Source organism: Paraburkholderia bannensis NBRC 103871 (assembly GCF_000685015.1).
In the GTDB taxonomy this organism is placed as follows: Bacteria; Pseudomonadota; Gammaproteobacteria; order Burkholderiales; family Burkholderiaceae; genus Paraburkholderia; species Paraburkholderia bannensis.
This window is the reverse complement of sequence record NZ_BAYA01000005.1, coordinates 99,036-112,570: the sequence shown is the minus strand read 5'-3', so window position 1 is coordinate 112,570 and position 13,535 is coordinate 99,036. Positions and strand designations below refer to the sequence as shown.

13 protein-coding genes are annotated in these 13,535 nt (G+C 62.5%); 5 read left to right on the top strand and 8 right to left on the bottom strand.

The features are described from left to right. Window positions 1–266 precede the first annotated feature (266 nt). Window positions 267–926, bottom strand: a complete 660-nt coding sequence (locus BBA01S_RS09295; RefSeq protein ID WP_027816183.1) for a TetR/AcrR family transcriptional regulator — start codon at window positions 924–926, stop codon at window positions 267–269. A 156-nt stretch (window positions 927–1,082) separates the two neighbouring features. On the opposite strand from BBA01S_RS09295, the gene BBA01S_RS09290 reads away from it, so the two are divergent. Beyond that, window positions 1,083–2,375 (top strand): NAD(P)/FAD-dependent oxidoreductase, encoded by a 1,293-nt coding sequence (locus tag BBA01S_RS09290; RefSeq protein ID WP_027816182.1) that lies wholly within the window; start codon window positions 1,083–1,085, stop codon window positions 2,373–2,375. A 94-nt stretch (window positions 2,376–2,469) separates the two neighbouring features. Here BBA01S_RS09290 and BBA01S_RS09285 read toward each other — a convergent pair whose 3' ends face one another. Both BBA01S_RS09285 and BBA01S_RS09275 read right to left on the bottom strand, forming a co-directional pair. Beyond that, window positions 2,470–3,441: a LysR family transcriptional regulator gene (locus BBA01S_RS09285; protein WP_027816181.1), complete on the bottom strand. Its 972-nt coding sequence runs from the start codon at window positions 3,439–3,441 to the stop codon at window positions 2,470–2,472. A gap of 281 nt (window positions 3,442–3,722) precedes the next feature. Beyond that, the gene (locus BBA01S_RS09275) at window positions 3,723–4,655 is read right to left on the bottom strand and encodes a hypothetical protein (RefSeq protein ID WP_027816180.1); all 933 of its coding nucleotides are present in this window, start codon (window positions 4,653–4,655) and stop codon (window positions 3,723–3,725) included. 278 nt (window positions 4,656–4,933) lie between these two features. On the opposite strand from BBA01S_RS09275, the gene BBA01S_RS09270 reads away from it, so the two are divergent. From BBA01S_RS09270 to BBA01S_RS09255, 4 genes are all read left to right on the top strand, one after another. Then, the gene (locus BBA01S_RS09270) at window positions 4,934–5,968 is read left to right on the top strand and encodes an acyltransferase family protein (RefSeq protein WP_027816179.1); all 1,035 of its coding nucleotides are present in this window, start codon (window positions 4,934–4,936) and stop codon (window positions 5,966–5,968) included. A gap of 55 nt (window positions 5,969–6,023) precedes the next feature. Next, window positions 6,024–6,680, top strand: coding sequence for a glutathione S-transferase family protein (locus BBA01S_RS09265; RefSeq protein WP_027816178.1), 657 nt, complete (start codon window positions 6,024–6,026; stop codon window positions 6,678–6,680). Between the two features lie 203 nt (window positions 6,681–6,883). After that, on the top strand, window positions 6,884–8,473 hold the full coding sequence (locus tag BBA01S_RS09260; protein WP_027816177.1) for an aspartate:alanine exchanger family transporter: 1,590 nt from the start codon (window positions 6,884–6,886) through the stop codon (window positions 8,471–8,473). 61 nt (window positions 8,474–8,534) lie between these two features. Beyond that, a complete protein-coding gene (locus BBA01S_RS09255; protein ID WP_027816176.1) occupies window positions 8,535–9,530 on the top strand; it encodes a 2-hydroxyacid dehydrogenase in 996 nt (331 codons plus the stop codon). Between the two features lie 9 nt (window positions 9,531–9,539). Here BBA01S_RS09255 and BBA01S_RS09250 read toward each other — a convergent pair whose 3' ends face one another. The 5 genes from BBA01S_RS09250 to BBA01S_RS09230 form a co-directional block, all read right to left on the bottom strand. Next, entirely contained in the window at window positions 9,540–9,935 is a 396-nt protein-coding gene (locus BBA01S_RS09250; protein ID WP_027816175.1) for a hypothetical protein, read from the bottom strand. A 154-nt stretch (window positions 9,936–10,089) separates the two neighbouring features. Beyond that, window positions 10,090–11,067, bottom strand: coding sequence for a SphA family protein (locus tag BBA01S_RS09245; RefSeq protein WP_042296581.1), 978 nt, complete (start codon window positions 11,065–11,067; stop codon window positions 10,090–10,092). Between the two features lie 146 nt (window positions 11,068–11,213). Then, window positions 11,214–12,248, bottom strand: coding sequence for a DUF1254 domain-containing protein (locus tag BBA01S_RS09240; protein WP_027816173.1), 1,035 nt, complete (start codon window positions 12,246–12,248; stop codon window positions 11,214–11,216). A gap of 550 nt (window positions 12,249–12,798) precedes the next feature. Further along, window positions 12,799–13,107, bottom strand: coding sequence for a hypothetical protein (locus tag BBA01S_RS09235; RefSeq protein WP_052391712.1), 309 nt, complete (start codon window positions 13,105–13,107; stop codon window positions 12,799–12,801). Then, window positions 13,104–13,478: a phage holin family protein gene (locus tag BBA01S_RS09230; RefSeq protein WP_027816171.1), complete on the bottom strand. Its 375-nt coding sequence runs from the start codon at window positions 13,476–13,478 to the stop codon at window positions 13,104–13,106. The genes BBA01S_RS09235 and BBA01S_RS09230 overlap by 4 nt, the downstream gene beginning before the upstream one ends. Between the last annotated feature and the right edge of the window lie 57 nt (window positions 13,479–13,535).

The following is a 13,535-nucleotide window of genomic DNA, read 5'->3' as shown; positions in this document are numbered from 1 at the left end:
GCCTTGTTCTAGATTAACTAGTTGGTACATTTTATTAAGAAAACTGAAATCCTGCCCGCGAAATCGCAAGCTTGTGGGTCAAAAAACCACTTGCGCAGATGCGGGATCGCTGTTTAGGGACGAGCGAACAGGTCGCGTGGGTGCCGGATCCGTGGAGGATTCGGTGGGGAGGCGGGGCGGGCGGGGCTGCTGGGGCCGCTTGTCTGGCAGGGCAATTGAAGCGGCGGGCTGGCGTCACCCGCGCGCGAGGTCGAGCGCGTTCGCGCTCAGGAGAGCAGTTCGAGCGTGGTTTCCAGCACCGAGCGCTTGAACTTCTTCGGATTCTTGGGCAGCGACGAAAACGCCAGCATGAGGTGGCCGTAGCCCACGGTCTTGCTCACGCCGTTGAGCAGTACGAAGAACAGCATGGCCGCGTCCTTCACTTTGAGCACGCCCTGTTTCGCGGCGTCGTCGAGCAGCGGCACCATTACGTCGTAGTAGGGCCGCATGAGCCGCTCGACCAGCAGATCGAGGCGCGCGCCTTCTTCGGTCGTGGCCGTCGAGAAGAACAGGCCGATATCGGGCTCGTCGAAGACCTTGTCGACGTAAAGCTCGATGGCGCGATCCACGCGCGCCTTTGCGTCCAGATCCGATTCGCGCAGCGCGGCGGTGGCCGAAATCATCGGGCTGGCGTGCGCGACGATCTGCTCGACCACGGCTTCCCAGAGTTCGTCCTTCGAGCCGAAATGATGCGCGAGCAAGGCCGGATCGACCCCCGATTCGCGCGCGATCTCGCGCACGCTGGTGGCGTCGTAGCCACGCGTGCCGAAGGTCTTGCGCGCGTTGCGCAGCAGCACATCCCGGCCCACCGAGGCTTGCTGCGCCGGTCGCCCGCGGCCGCGCCGCACGGGCGTGGACGCTGGAGATGCAGTGGCCTTCTCTTTCATGCGGATAAGCGTTCCCGTTTTTCGATGGACGTGAGTGTAACCGAGCACCGGCGGGTTGCCGCCTGGGGTCTGCGTGAGGTCATGCGTGCGCGCGTTTGACACAGGTCGCGTTAAGGGTTTACCATCGACTTTTATTCATTGCGTGTTGAATTAAACATGACGAATCCGGTACGCATCGTAATTGTGGGCGGCGGCATCGCCGGCATCCTGTTGGCCACGAAGCTGGGCGATACGCTCGGGCGCGCGGGCAAGGCGCAGATCAGGTTGATCGACAAGAGCCCGACGCACATCTGGAAGCCGATGTTGCACACGATCGCGGCCGGTACGCGCGATGTCCAGCAACAGCAAGTGATCTTCCTCGCGCACGCGAGCGAACATGGCTACACCTATGAGCCGGGCGAGATGCTCGGGCTCGACCGCGCGCGGCGTCACGTGCAACTCGGTGCGCTCACAACGACCGATGGCGACACGGTGCTGGAAGCGCGTGAGCTCGCCTACGACGTGCTGGTGCTGGCGCTGGGCAGCCACGCGAACGATTTTGGCGTGCCGGGTGTGGCGCAGCACAGTTACTTCATCGACAGCCAGAAGCAGGCGGAAGTCTTCAATGAGGCGCTGCGTGCGCGCGCGTTCCGCAGCGTGGCGCGCGACGAGGCGTTGCGCGTGGCGATCGTCGGCGGCGGGGCGACCGGCGTGGAACTGGCCGCTGAATTGAGCCGCCTGCTGGAAGTGGCGAGCGCGTATGGCGATGCGAAAGTGCGCGAGCGCCTGCAACTGACGCTGCTGGAAAGCGGCCCGCGCATCCTGGGCGCGTTTCCGCCCAATATTTCGGCGTCGAGCCAGCATCAGCTCGAAAAGATCGGCTTTAGCGTGAAGACCGGCACGCGCGTGACCGAGGCGACGCCCAATGGCTTTGTCTACGATGGCGGCGCGGTGGCGCAAGCCGACCTGATGGTCTGGGCCGCAGGCGTGAAGGCCGCCGATTTCCTGAACGGCATTGGCGGCCTGACGACCAATCGTGCGAACCAGATTGTCGTGGGCCCGACTTTGCAATCCACGGAGGACGATCATGTGTTTGCGCTCGGCGACTGTGCCAGCCTCACGCCAGCCGGGGCCGAACGTGCGCTTGCGCCTACCGCGCAGGTCGCCACGCAGCAGGCCGAATATCTCGCGCGACACCTGCCGGCCTGGCTCGCGGGCAAGCCGTTGCCCGCGTTTGCGTTTCATGATTTTGGCTCGCTGGTCTCGCTGAGCGACTACGATGCGTTCGGCACGCTGGGGCGCTTTGGCTTCTTCCGTGGCGGCTTCATTCGCGGCAGGCTCGCGCAACTGAGCCATGCGATGCTGTACCGGCGCCATCAGCAGGCCTTGCACGGCCTGCGCAAAGCGACGCTGCTCTGGACTGCCGAGCGCATCAACGGCTGGGTGCAGCCTAAGATCCGCCTCGCTTGATGCCGATGCAAAAAACGCCGCGCGCCATGACATTGCATGGCGCGCGGCGTTTTTACAGGGATCGTTCGGTTAGCTAATTACCTGAGCGATCAAGTCAAGCGGTACACATCGCCGAGCGGCCATAACGCGCATTCCACAGCCCCAGTTCCTGCTCGTGCTCGGCGACGCGCTGCGGTACGGCATCGCGTAAAAATTCCACCAGGGTCTTGATCTTGGCGTCGAGATACTGGCGCGATGCGTACAGCGCGTGCACGTTGATCGGCTTGAGGCGCGCGTGCGGCAGCACCTGCACGAGCGAGCCGTCACGCAGGCCTTGCAGCGCGGTCGGGATCGGCAACATGCCAATGCCCATGCCCGCGCGGATCGCTTCGCCCAGCGCCTCCGCGATATTGACCGTGAAGGGCGCTTCGCTCTGCGGACGCAGTATGTGCTCGTTGCCCGCGGCGTCCTCGAAAAGCCACGGCAGCGACGGTTGATCCTGGAGCGAAAGCTGCACGCAGGTGTGCGCCTGCATGTCGTCGAGCGATTCGGGCTTGCCGCGCCGCGCCAGATATTGCGGCGATGCGCACAGCACCGAGCGCGTCATGCCCAGGCGCTGCGAGACCAGCGACGAATCCTTGAGCGTTTGCGCCACCATGATGGCCACGTCGAAACGCTCTTCAAGCAGATCCGGCGTGCGCTGCGAGAGGACGAGGTCGACCGAGACCCCTTCGAATTGCTGCGTGTAGCGCGCGAGCAGCGGGGTCAGATAGTGCTGGCCGAAGGCCGCGGGCGCGTGCACGCGCAGCCGTCCGTTGGGCTGGGCGGCGGCGCCCATGGCTTCGGCATCGGCGAGCGCGACCTCGTTGAGGATGCGCTCGCAGTGCTCCAGGTAGCGGCGCCCCGCTTCGGTCAGCGAGATCTGGCGCGTGGTGCGGTTGAAGAGGCGCGTCTGGAGACTGGCCTCAAGATCCATGATCGCGCGCGACACGGCCGCGGTACTGAGGGAGGCGCGCGCGGCGGCCTTGGCGAAACCGCCGGCTTCCGCGACGCCCACGAACATCTTCATGCTGCCCAGCTTGTCCATTGGATTGCACTTCAGGGAATGGCCATCCGGGTTGGCGCGGCAAGCGCAGCGATGAAACGGGCATGGCATCGGATGGCTGATATCGCCGCGCCCCATATATTCAACGCATGATGAAATAATTCTACTGCGGGCGCGGGGACAATGTCAAAGACGGCGCGCCGTCCTTGACAGGGTTTTCAATGCCGTCAATGCCAGAACAGCGCGATCAGGATGATGATTGGAATGGGTACGCCAAGCAGATAGAGAAGAATCGAGCGCATGTCGGTCTCCAGGAAAAGTGATCAGAATTCACGCAGGCGGCCGCCCACGGCCGCCATATAGCTCGCGGCGAACGCCCCCATCAGCAGGGAAACGAACAGCCAGAGCGTGGCGTGGATGGTGGCCTTGCGCGCCTCGTCGGCGGCGGCGCGCGCGGCGTTGTCGAGCGCGTTCATCTTGTCCTGCAGGCGCGTGTAGGTGGTGCTCACGCGGGCTTGCGCGTCGGCGGGCGAGAGCCCCGTGTGCTGCGCGACGACCTGCGCGACGTAGTGCGTGTCTTCCGGCGAAAGCGCGCCGCCCGAGGGCAGCGTGTTGAGGAAGATGCGCGCGATTTCCTGCTTCTGCGCGACGCTCGCGAGCGCTTGATCCGACGCGGTTTGTGTTTGCGCAGGCGCGCCGTCGACGGGGCGCAACATGCCGTCGATCAGATAGCCCATCGGCCAGGTTTGCCACGCCGCCTGGGCGTTGCCCCGATCCACGCCGCCCAGGCCCGCTGCCGTGTGTGCGCCGCTTTCGGCGGCAGCGATGGCGGCGGTGCGGCCCAGTCCCGACACGGACGAGGCGAGCAGCCCCGCCATCAGCAGCGTTGCCAGCGCCCACGCGAGAAAGCCGTGCGCCGTGTCGCGGAAGTGGGTTTCGTCGCCGCTGATGGCAGGCCAGTGACGGCGCAGGCGACCGGCCAGATAGCCGCCCAGGCCGGAAGCCATGATCTGCGAGACGAAGATCCAGATGACGACGGCCGCGCCAAAGGTCTTGGCGTGCGCGCCGCTGCCCGGCCACGGCGAAAGCGACGAAAGCCCGAGGCCCGTGCCCAGAGTGAGCAGGATCAGCGAGAACGCGGCCATGCCGACCGCGCCCGCGAGGATCGCTCCCCAGGACACGGCCTCGCGCGCCAGGACATGCTGCGATGCCGCGAGCGGTGTCGCCACCCCCGCGCCCAGTTCAGTCTGATTCATGCGCTCCTCCTCCGTCTGGTGAGGCGCCGTGCGCTGCGTCGTGCGGTTTGCGCCGGGCCGATGCGAAGCGTTTGAGCAGAATCCGTGCCGTTGACGGGCGCAGCGGCTGCGCGGCGGGGGACGGCCGCTTTAAAGGCGCTTTAAAAACGACATTTAAAGAGGATGCAATGGGTGTTTATCGTTTGTTCTTTTCCCGCTACAGCCCGCATTAATTGAAATACATGAGTGCTATAGTCCGCGCTGCTTCGGGGAAGTTTACAAACGTAAGATAACAACGCGTGCATCAAAATAACTTCAATCTCTTGCGGCTGCTATTCGCGGTCGGGGTGATCTTTTCTCATTCGTTCGAGCTGCTGCGCTACCTGGATCCGCTTGAGGGATTGTCGGCGGGCATGTCCGTGGGGACGCTCGGCGTCTGCGGCTTCTTTTTGCTCAGCGGCTACCTGACTGCGCAAAGCTGGACGCACGAGCCGCGCGCGCTCGCGTTTTTGAAGAAGCGGGCGTTGCGGCTTTATCCGGCGTTTATTGTGGCTTCGGCACTGTCGGTATTCGTGGTCGGGCCGTTGGGCGCGAGCACCGCGCATTATTTCAGCGACTGGTCGGCCCATAAATTCTTCGCCGATCTCGTGGGGCTGCGCCAGCCGCGCGCGCCTGACGTATTCGTGAATTCACCGGTGCCGTCGGTCAATGGTTCGATGTGGACGATTACCTTCGAACTGCGCTGCTATGTGCTGATGACCGTGCTCGGTTTGTGTGGTGCGATGAAACGGCGTTGCGCCATTTTCGTGCTCGCACTGGCCGTCAATGGCGCGGCGCTTTACGGTGCGCCGTCGCAGGCGGGCGAGCAGGGCGATGCGCTGTTCGGCGTGTCGGGCTTCATGCTGTGGTTCGCCTCGCTCTATCTGGCAGGGGTGTGCTTTTATCAGTTCCGCGAGCGTCTGCCATTGCGCGGCCGCTATGCGGCGATCGCGCTGGTCGCCTTTGGCGCGGCGCTGTTTGCGCCCACTGCCGTCATGCGTGCGGCCACTGTGACGCTGGGCGCCTACGGTCTTTTTTACGTTGGGCAGCGCCAGTCGGCGTGGCTCGCGAAACTGCGTATGCGCGACGACCTGTCTTATGGGCTCTATCTGTACGGCTGGCCCGTGACGCAATTGCTCGCGCTCTGGCTGCCGGCGGTCGCGCCGCTCGCGCTTTTCGTGTCCGTGACGGCGATCTGCGCGCCGCTCGCGTTCGTGAGCTGGCGCGGCATCGAATTGCCTGCTCTGCGCCTGAAGCGCGCGCGCCAGCCGCAAGGCCGTCCCGTCGCCGCCTGAATGCGGTAGTCTGGCGAACGTCGCCAGCCGCCACTGCGGCACGGGAGGTCTCAAGATGTCGCTTGCGCTCTACGGTCATCCTTTCTCCTCGTACACGCAGAAGGTGCTGGTTGCGCTGTACGAGAACGCCACGCCGTTCGAGTTCCGCGCGATCGGCCCCGATTCGCCGCACACGGCGGACTGGCTGCAACGCTGGCCGCTGCGTAAATTCCCGCTGCTGGTGGACGGCGCGCGCGACGTGGCCGAAACCAGCATCATCATCGAATACCTCCAGCTCACCCATCCCGGCCCCGTGCGCCTGCTGCCCGCCGATCCCATGGCGGCGCTCGACGTGCGCTTTCTCGACCGTTTCTTCGATTGTCATGTGATGACGCCGGTGCAGCGCGCCGTCGATGGCGCGTTGTCGGGCGACGACACGAAGCGCGCGGAAGGTCTCGCTCACGCGGTGCAAAAGCTCGATCTGGCCTACGCGTGGCTGGACGCACAGCTGGCGGGCCGAAGCTGGGCCGCAGGCGTTGACTTCACGCTGGCGGACTGCGCCGCCGCGCCCTCGCTCTTCTATGCGGACTGGACGCATCGCATCCCGGCGCAATTCGCCGCGCTGCGTGCGTATCGCGAGCGGCTGCTGGCGCGGCCGTCTTTTGCGCGTGCGGTGGACGAGGCGCGGCCCTATCGGCCGCTCTTTCCGCTTGGCGCGCCGGATCGCGATTGACGCGCTGCGGGTTAATTAACTTTCGACGTGTTTTTGTCGCCGTTGAGCAGGTTGGCGCGACGCAAACGCAGGGCGCGGAATAATGGCAGACAATTCGGCGCTGCCGACGTTGCGCATTGCCCGGGGCATGCGATTGCCCCGCGCGTGACCCCTGTACGCAAACGCAGCGACGGCACACCAACTCTTCAAAAGGGATGGCTTGCATGGACACGATCAAGACGCTGCTCGAAGCCCAGCCTTTGCTCACGCTGTTTGTCACGGTGGCGCTCGGTTATGTTGTCGGCGAGTGGAGCATCAAGGGCGTCTCGCTCGGGTCGGGAGCCGTGCTGTTCGTGGGGCTGGCAATAGGAGGATGGGCGCCGAAGTCGTCGCCGCCTGCCTTGCTCGGCACGCTCGGCCTGCTGCTGTTTCTTTATGGCATCGGCATTCAATACGGCGAGCAGTTCTTCAAGGGGCTGACCAGCGCCAACGGACTCAAGGCCAATGCAGCGGCGATTGCGGGCGTGATCGCCGCGGGCCTGGTCTCCCTTGCGCTGATGCCGCTGTTCGGCGTGAAGCTCGACCAGGCGCTGGGGATGTTCGCAGGCTCGGGCACCAGCACCGCGAGCCTGCAAGCCGCGGTGGCCTCCCTGAAAAGCGATGGTGCTGCGGTCGGTTATAGCGTGTCCTATCCGTTTGGCGTGGCGGGGCCGATCCTGTTTCTCTACGCGCTGGGCGCCGTGCTGAAACCTAAAATCGAGCGCCCGCCGCCCAAACTGATCGAGACCGCCGAGATCGCGCTGAGAAATCCGGAACTCGTCGGCATGACGCTGGCCGATCTCATCAAGCGCCTGCCGCAGGGCGTGTTCATCGCGGCCGTGCGCCGCGCGCATCACAATCACACGCCAGAGGCTGAACTTATTCTGCAACCCGACGACGTGCTGCTGGCGACCGCGACCGATCCGGCCTTGTTGCGCGACGCCACCGCCTTATGCGGCGAATTGCAGCCCGGGCGCATGACCAATCATCGCGAAGACCTGGCGTATATGCGCGTGTTCGCGTCGAGCCGCCTGGTGGTGGGGCACGCGTTGCGCGATTTGCGCTTTCCCGAAGGCGTGGCGTGTTCGATCGCGCATGTGCGGCGGGGCGATGTCGACATGATGCCGGGGCAGGAGCTGATTCTCGAATTCGGCGACCGGGTCGGGCTGCTCGTCAATCAGGTGCACCAGAAGTCCATGCGCGCGTTCTTTGGCGATTCGATTAAAGGCACTGCGGAACTCGGGTTTATTTCGATTGGCGTCGGCGCGGCGCTTGGCTTGATCGCGGGCGTGATTCCGGTACCGATCCCGGGTGTCGGCAGATTGACGCTCGGCCTGGCTGCGCTGCTACTGGTCGCGCTGTGTCTCGGGCGTGTGCGGCGCTTTGGCCCGTTCGTCTGGACGATGCCGTTGACCGCGAACCTGGTGTTGCGCAATTTCGGCCTGACTATTTTTCTGGCGCAAGTGGGGCTGGCGTCCGGGCCCAAATTCTTCGCGACAGTCGGCACGACGGGCGTGTCCTTTCTGTTGTACGGGCTGGTCATCGTGCTGGCGCTGCTGATCTTCACAGCGGTCTTTTGCCTGTGGATCTTTCGCTTGCCGTTTGACGTGACGATGGGCGTGATCAGCGGCGCGACCGGCAACCCGGCCATACTCGCATTCGCCAACCGTGTGGCGCCGACAGACCTGCCGGACGTTGGCTATGCGATGATTTTCCCTTCGATGACTATTGTGAAGATTCTATTTGTGCAGATCGTCGTCGCGTTGATTGGCTGATCGCCTGGCCGGGCGATCAACGCGACGCACGCAGCAGCAAACCCGCATCCGGAGAAAGCAGATGGAAATAGCCGTATTCAGCGCCAAACCCTACGATCGCCAGTTTCTCGATGCGGCCAACGCGCAGCACGGTCATAAGCTGCGATACCTGGACGATCCACTTGATGAGGATACCGTAGGACTGGCGGCGGGTTATCGCGGAGTCTGCATCTTCGTCAACGACAAAGCCGATGCGGGCATTCTCGAAACGCTCGCGCGTGGCGGCACGCAACTGGTCGCGTTGCGCTGCACCGGCTTCAATAACGTCGACCTGGAGGCCGCTGCGAGACTGGGCATCAAGGTGGTGCGCGTCGTCGATTACTCGCCCAATTCGGTGGCCGAGCACGCGGTTGCCTTACTGATGGCGATCAACCGCAAGGTTCACCGCGCGTATAACCGCACACGCGACTTCAATTTCGCACTCGACGGCCTGATGGGTTTCGATCTGTGCGGCAAGACGGTCGCCGTGATCGGCACCGGCAAGATTGGCCGCGCGTTCACGCGCATCATGGTGGGCTTCGGCTGCGACGTGATCGGCTATGACGCGTATCCGTCGCCGGAATTCGAGGCGCTGGGCGGCCGCTATGCGACGGACGGGGCCATCGGCATGAATGCGGACATTGTCTCGCTGCATTGCCCGTTGACGCCTGAAACCTATCACGTCATCAACGCCGACACGCTGGCGCGCGCGAAGCGTGGCGCGCTGCTCATCAACACGAGCCGCGGAGGGCTAGTGGATACGGAAGCGGTGATTGGCGCGCTCAAGAGCGGGCAACTGGGCGGACTGGCGATCGACGTGTATGAGCAGGAAGCCGATGTGTTTTTCCGCGATCTCTCGGGCACGATCGTCGATGACGACGTGTTGCAGCGCTTGATGACGTTTCCCAATGTGATCGTGACAGGGCACCAGGCGTTCATGACGCGCGAGGCCGTATCGACGATCTGCGAGACGACGATGCGCAGCATCACCGAATTCGAAACCGGGCAGCCGCTGACGAATGAGATTCGCGTGGATTGATCGCCGCGTTCAACCGGCGATGCGCGCCCAGAGTGCGCGTAGCCGCCGGGCCCGGTCTTCGAAAAGGAACGATGCGGCCAGCGTGATCAGGCCCGACACCGTGCCGGTGAGGAGCGCTTCAGGAAAGGTGTAGTGGCTGGGATGCGAATAGGCGTCGCCGATTGCGCTCAGGCCGCCCATGACGAGCGCATTGCCGTAACGGTTCGAATAGAGCTTCGCGAACGGCGTGAAGGTGAGCAGCACCGCGAGCAGGCCCGTAAAGAGACCGGTTTTGAGCGCCAGCGTCCAGTGCGCGAGGCTCATGAGGTTGCCCCAGCTGCCGGGCATGCAGGTCATGCAGGCACTGGTGGGCTGCCAGAAACGCTGCACGAACAGGCGGAGTCGGCCTTTCCAGTTGGCGGGCATGGGGCTTCCGGGGGCGCTGATGACGGGGGACTTCTGGGCTTGCTGGTGGGGGAAATGCTACACCACAAGCGTCCTCATCTGGCGCAGAACGACGCCTACCAGGCGATTTCGCGGCAGGCTCCGTTGTCGCTTGAAAAAGTACTAAGAGGCGGTGCTAAAAGGCAAGCATGGCGGTTGCCTGGAAGCTCGCCGTACTTTTGAGGCGATTGCTGCTCGCAATGGTCGGCACCCAGCGCAGGCTTGCCGAAAGCGGATGCTTGCCGCCGATTTTCGTGTCGTAGGTAATGATGGGGCCCATGGCAAAATCACGCCCCACAAAGCCGTCAAGCTTGTCAGCCGTGGGGCCCGAATCATTGCCGAGCTGCTGCACCGTGCCCATCACGAGGCCCAGGCCGACACCATTCGCGAACCGCTTCAGCGCCATGACATCGAGCGTAAGCAAGGGGGCGTTCTGGTAATCGGTAGCGGAATTGCGCGTGTAGAACTGCAGGCCCAGCACGGCATCGAACTCAAGGTTGTACTGGGGCACAAGCTTCGTGTAGGCGACCTGTGGCACGAACGTCCAGTTGTTCAGGCTGGCGTTTGCCAGCGAGTGCGGATCGTATTGTCCCGTAGGCGCCCAGAAGTTGAAACTGAATGCGATATGGTCGGTCTTGCTCAAGTGATAGCCGGCGACAATCGGCGTGAAGTACATGTCGAAAAGATTCGAGACCCGGTCTGTCGTCGATCTCGTCGCCGACCCTGCCGAGAAAGTGCCCGTGACCTCTTCCCACGTATAGGGCAGCGTGTAGGCCGATGCAAAGTCCCAGCCGCCGATTCCCCCCCAGACATGCTCGATGGTCGCGAGTGTAAGGGCGAGCTGGCCTTCCGCGCCCAGCGATGTCTTGCCGGCAAGCGGCACGCTGCGGCTCCCGCTGACAGAGCCGTCGATATAAATCTGCTGCAGGCTTACGATCGTCAGAGGATCCGGCGGGACGATCCCCACTCCCGACAGCACGCTCATGCCGGCAACTGGCCGACCCAACGCGCCTTCAGTCGCCGTGGCCGCAAGGGGTGCGAACGCCGCGGCAGCGGCCAGGCAGCGAAATGCATGGCGCTTGAACTTGTTGCGAACACGCCTCACAGAATTCATGTCAACGTCCTTGTTGCGGCTGGAACTTGGGGGAGTGGTTTGCGTCGAGCTTCACGCTCTGCTACAAGCTTCGCGTCCCGATATGTAGATAATTAGGACAATGAATTATGTTATGGGCAGAGCCAGCGTAGCGCACCCGGAGAACGTCAGTTCGCCAGCACTGCCGACGGAAACTGCCAGTGTCCGTCCAGGACGGCAGCCCGCGGCCGGTAAAGCCGAACCATGTAGTTCCAGCCGTCGGTAATCGGCAGGCAGTTCGGAATCTTGCCGTCACAGCCGCCGAACTGCACTGCAACCGAGCCGTCCGCTTCGCGCTTTGCCGTCACGTTGTTGATCGTGTAGGCGTTGAGATCGTTCTTCTCGAAGAAGCCATGAGCGTTATAGACGCTGACAGACCAGAACCCGTCCACCGGCACGTCTTTCGCTCGCAGGCGGTAGATTGTCTTGCCGTCGTTCTGCTTTGGCGTGATGTTCAGGTAAATGGCGGCCTCACGAGGATTGCCGCCCCACTCGGTAGCCGCGCCGATCAAATGATGCACCGGGTCGACCTCGCTCTTCGCGCCAAACATGCCGTTGGAGTCGGAGAGGTCGGCGCCAAGCACTCGCAGCGCATCGCGCACCTGCTTCTGGCTCTCTGGATCCCAGTCCGGGATCTCGAACTTTCCGGCGCTGGCCTGCTTTACGCCAATCGCATCCTGAAGACGATGCGCCTTCTCAAGGTCGGCCGGATCGCTGGGATCGACGAGCGTGCGCACGGCCACGGCGACATAGCGGGTACCGATCTTTTGACGAGTGAACGTATAGGCTCCCGGTCGATAGACGACCATAGGGGTGTACTCGTCTTCAGTGATGACCTGCATGGCCATGAAGCGACGGCTGGCATCCGGCAGCGTAATGGTGAGTGGACTCGCATCGAGATCGAATACACCCACTGAATAAAGCGTATCGCGGTTCGGCCGGACAACGGGTTGATTGTCGATGGGCGCGACGTCGCGGTTGTGAGAGAACTTGCCGAATCCACCAATCTTGACAAAGTTCGCAAACGATACGTCGCTTTCAGCACGAGAAAAATTGTCGACCGTAACGGGCACGTGAGCCGCTGCACTGGACTGGGCATAGATTGAAATTGCACCCAGCATGAGTGATGCAAGCAAAGTCGGGGATAAAGTTGGTTTTTTCATATCCTTGTTTTATTTAACAAATACGGATATCGACGAAAACATTACGCTAGATCGCAGCAAGGTGACAATCCCTGCTTTCCTGCAAAATGCTAACGGTTAAATTGTTTTCAAACCCGCGACTCATTCGGCATCGCCGCACGCTCGTTTATTTTTGTTTCCCTGTTCAGGCAAAGGCGGCAGTCACCGTCACTCTACGCAATCTTCACATAGTTCGCTACCCCCTAAGTGAATTACCAATACAGCGTATCCGCTCTCTTGTAAAGGGCTGCGAAATGGGCAGCCGGGCGTCAACCACGGTGCAATAGACGTTAGCGAACGCATGGCCTGGCAACACGCGTCTGGATCGCGCATTGCATCGGCTGATAGACCGGATTAGAAGGCGAGAAGTCGTTCGACAGATCCGTTGAATGGAATTTTCGTTCAGGCTATAAGAATTAAGTTGATTCCCGGAGAACCCGGAATCGCATTTCAGGAATTGAAGCGCTATAAAGCGCACAAAAGAAAAATGGCGCATTGCACGCCAAGGAGATGAAATTAAATCAAATGCAGTTCATCGACTCTGCAAGCGAATATTGCGCACGACCCAGCCAAGCAAGCCGGTACGCGCGAGAATCGGCACAACGCGTTTAGGCCCAAATACGATAGACCCCATTAGCGCCGATCCCAGCAGCGTGACGCGTGGCGCGGCCGCCAGCGCATGCCCGAGATTCGCAAGCGACAAGGCATTGTCTCGCGCGCCAGCAGGATGCTGGCCCAACCGCAAGCCGATATTGGCGATCAGCAATTGCGTGCGGGCGAGTTCCATGCGAGCAAGCACGACGGATTCGTGTTCCCGGCGCAAACGGGTGCGCTGATTCATTTGAGTGCCTCCTTGACCGTTTCGAGATCGGCGCGCAATTCGTCCCTGAGGATGCCGAACGAATGTGCATGCCGCTGCGCGCGCAGCATCAGAAACGCCACGAGCGACAAAAACAGCCACGCCGCCGCAATGCCCCAGACCACGGTCAGAAAATACGCCGTTTGCCACGCCGATGCGATCAGCGCAAAGCAGAAAAACGACAGCGTGAACAGCACCGTGACCGCGAGCGCCACCAGCGCGAACATTTCACGCATCAAGCGCACGCGCGTCTCGGCCAGTTCGATCGAGAACAATTCGCCGTAGTCCGCCATGCGGGCAATGAGGAACCGCGACACATTGCGCCAGCGGTCGAGCTTTGCTTGCATCGACATGGCCATCCTCCCGCGAAATGCGCGGCCCCGCAGCCTGGCAGGGGCCGCGCGTCATCG

Bases quoted from the DNA above. Each gene is read 5' to 3' on its own strand.
- BBA01S_RS09230 (WP_027816171.1), bottom strand. From the start codon at position 13,478: ATGTCGATGCAAGCAAAGCTCGACCGCTGGCGCAATGTGTCGCGGTTC.
- BBA01S_RS09275 (WP_027816180.1), bottom strand. From the start codon at position 4,655: ATGAATCAGACTGAACTGGGCGCGGGGGTGGCGACACCGCTCGCGGCA.
- BBA01S_RS09285 (WP_027816181.1), bottom strand. From the start codon at position 3,441: ATGGACAAGCTGGGCAGCATGAAGATGTTCGTGGGCGTCGCGGAAGCC.
- BBA01S_RS09265 (WP_027816178.1), top strand. From the start codon at position 6,024: ATGTCGCTTGCGCTCTACGGTCATCCTTTCTCCTCGTACACGCAGAAG.
- BBA01S_RS09290 (WP_027816182.1), top strand. From the start codon at position 1,083: ATGACGAATCCGGTACGCATCGTAATTGTGGGCGGCGGCATCGCCGGC.
- BBA01S_RS09255 (WP_027816176.1), top strand. From the start codon at position 8,535: ATGGAAATAGCCGTATTCAGCGCCAAACCCTACGATCGCCAGTTTCTC.
- BBA01S_RS09235 (WP_052391712.1), bottom strand. From the start codon at position 13,107: ATGAATCAGCGCACCCGTTTGCGCCGGGAACACGAATCCGTCGTGCTT.
- BBA01S_RS09240 (WP_027816173.1), bottom strand. From the start codon at position 12,248: ATGAAAAAACCAACTTTATCCCCGACTTTGCTTGCATCACTCATGCTG.
- BBA01S_RS09295 (WP_027816183.1), bottom strand. From the start codon at position 926: ATGAAAGAGAAGGCCACTGCATCTCCAGCGTCCACGCCCGTGCGGCGC.
- BBA01S_RS09250 (WP_027816175.1), bottom strand. From the start codon at position 9,935: ATGCCCGCCAACTGGAAAGGCCGACTCCGCCTGTTCGTGCAGCGTTTC.
- BBA01S_RS09245 (WP_042296581.1), bottom strand. From the start codon at position 11,067: ATGAATTCTGTGAGGCGTGTTCGCAACAAGTTCAAGCGCCATGCATTT.
- BBA01S_RS09260 (WP_027816177.1), top strand. From the start codon at position 6,884: ATGGACACGATCAAGACGCTGCTCGAAGCCCAGCCTTTGCTCACGCTG.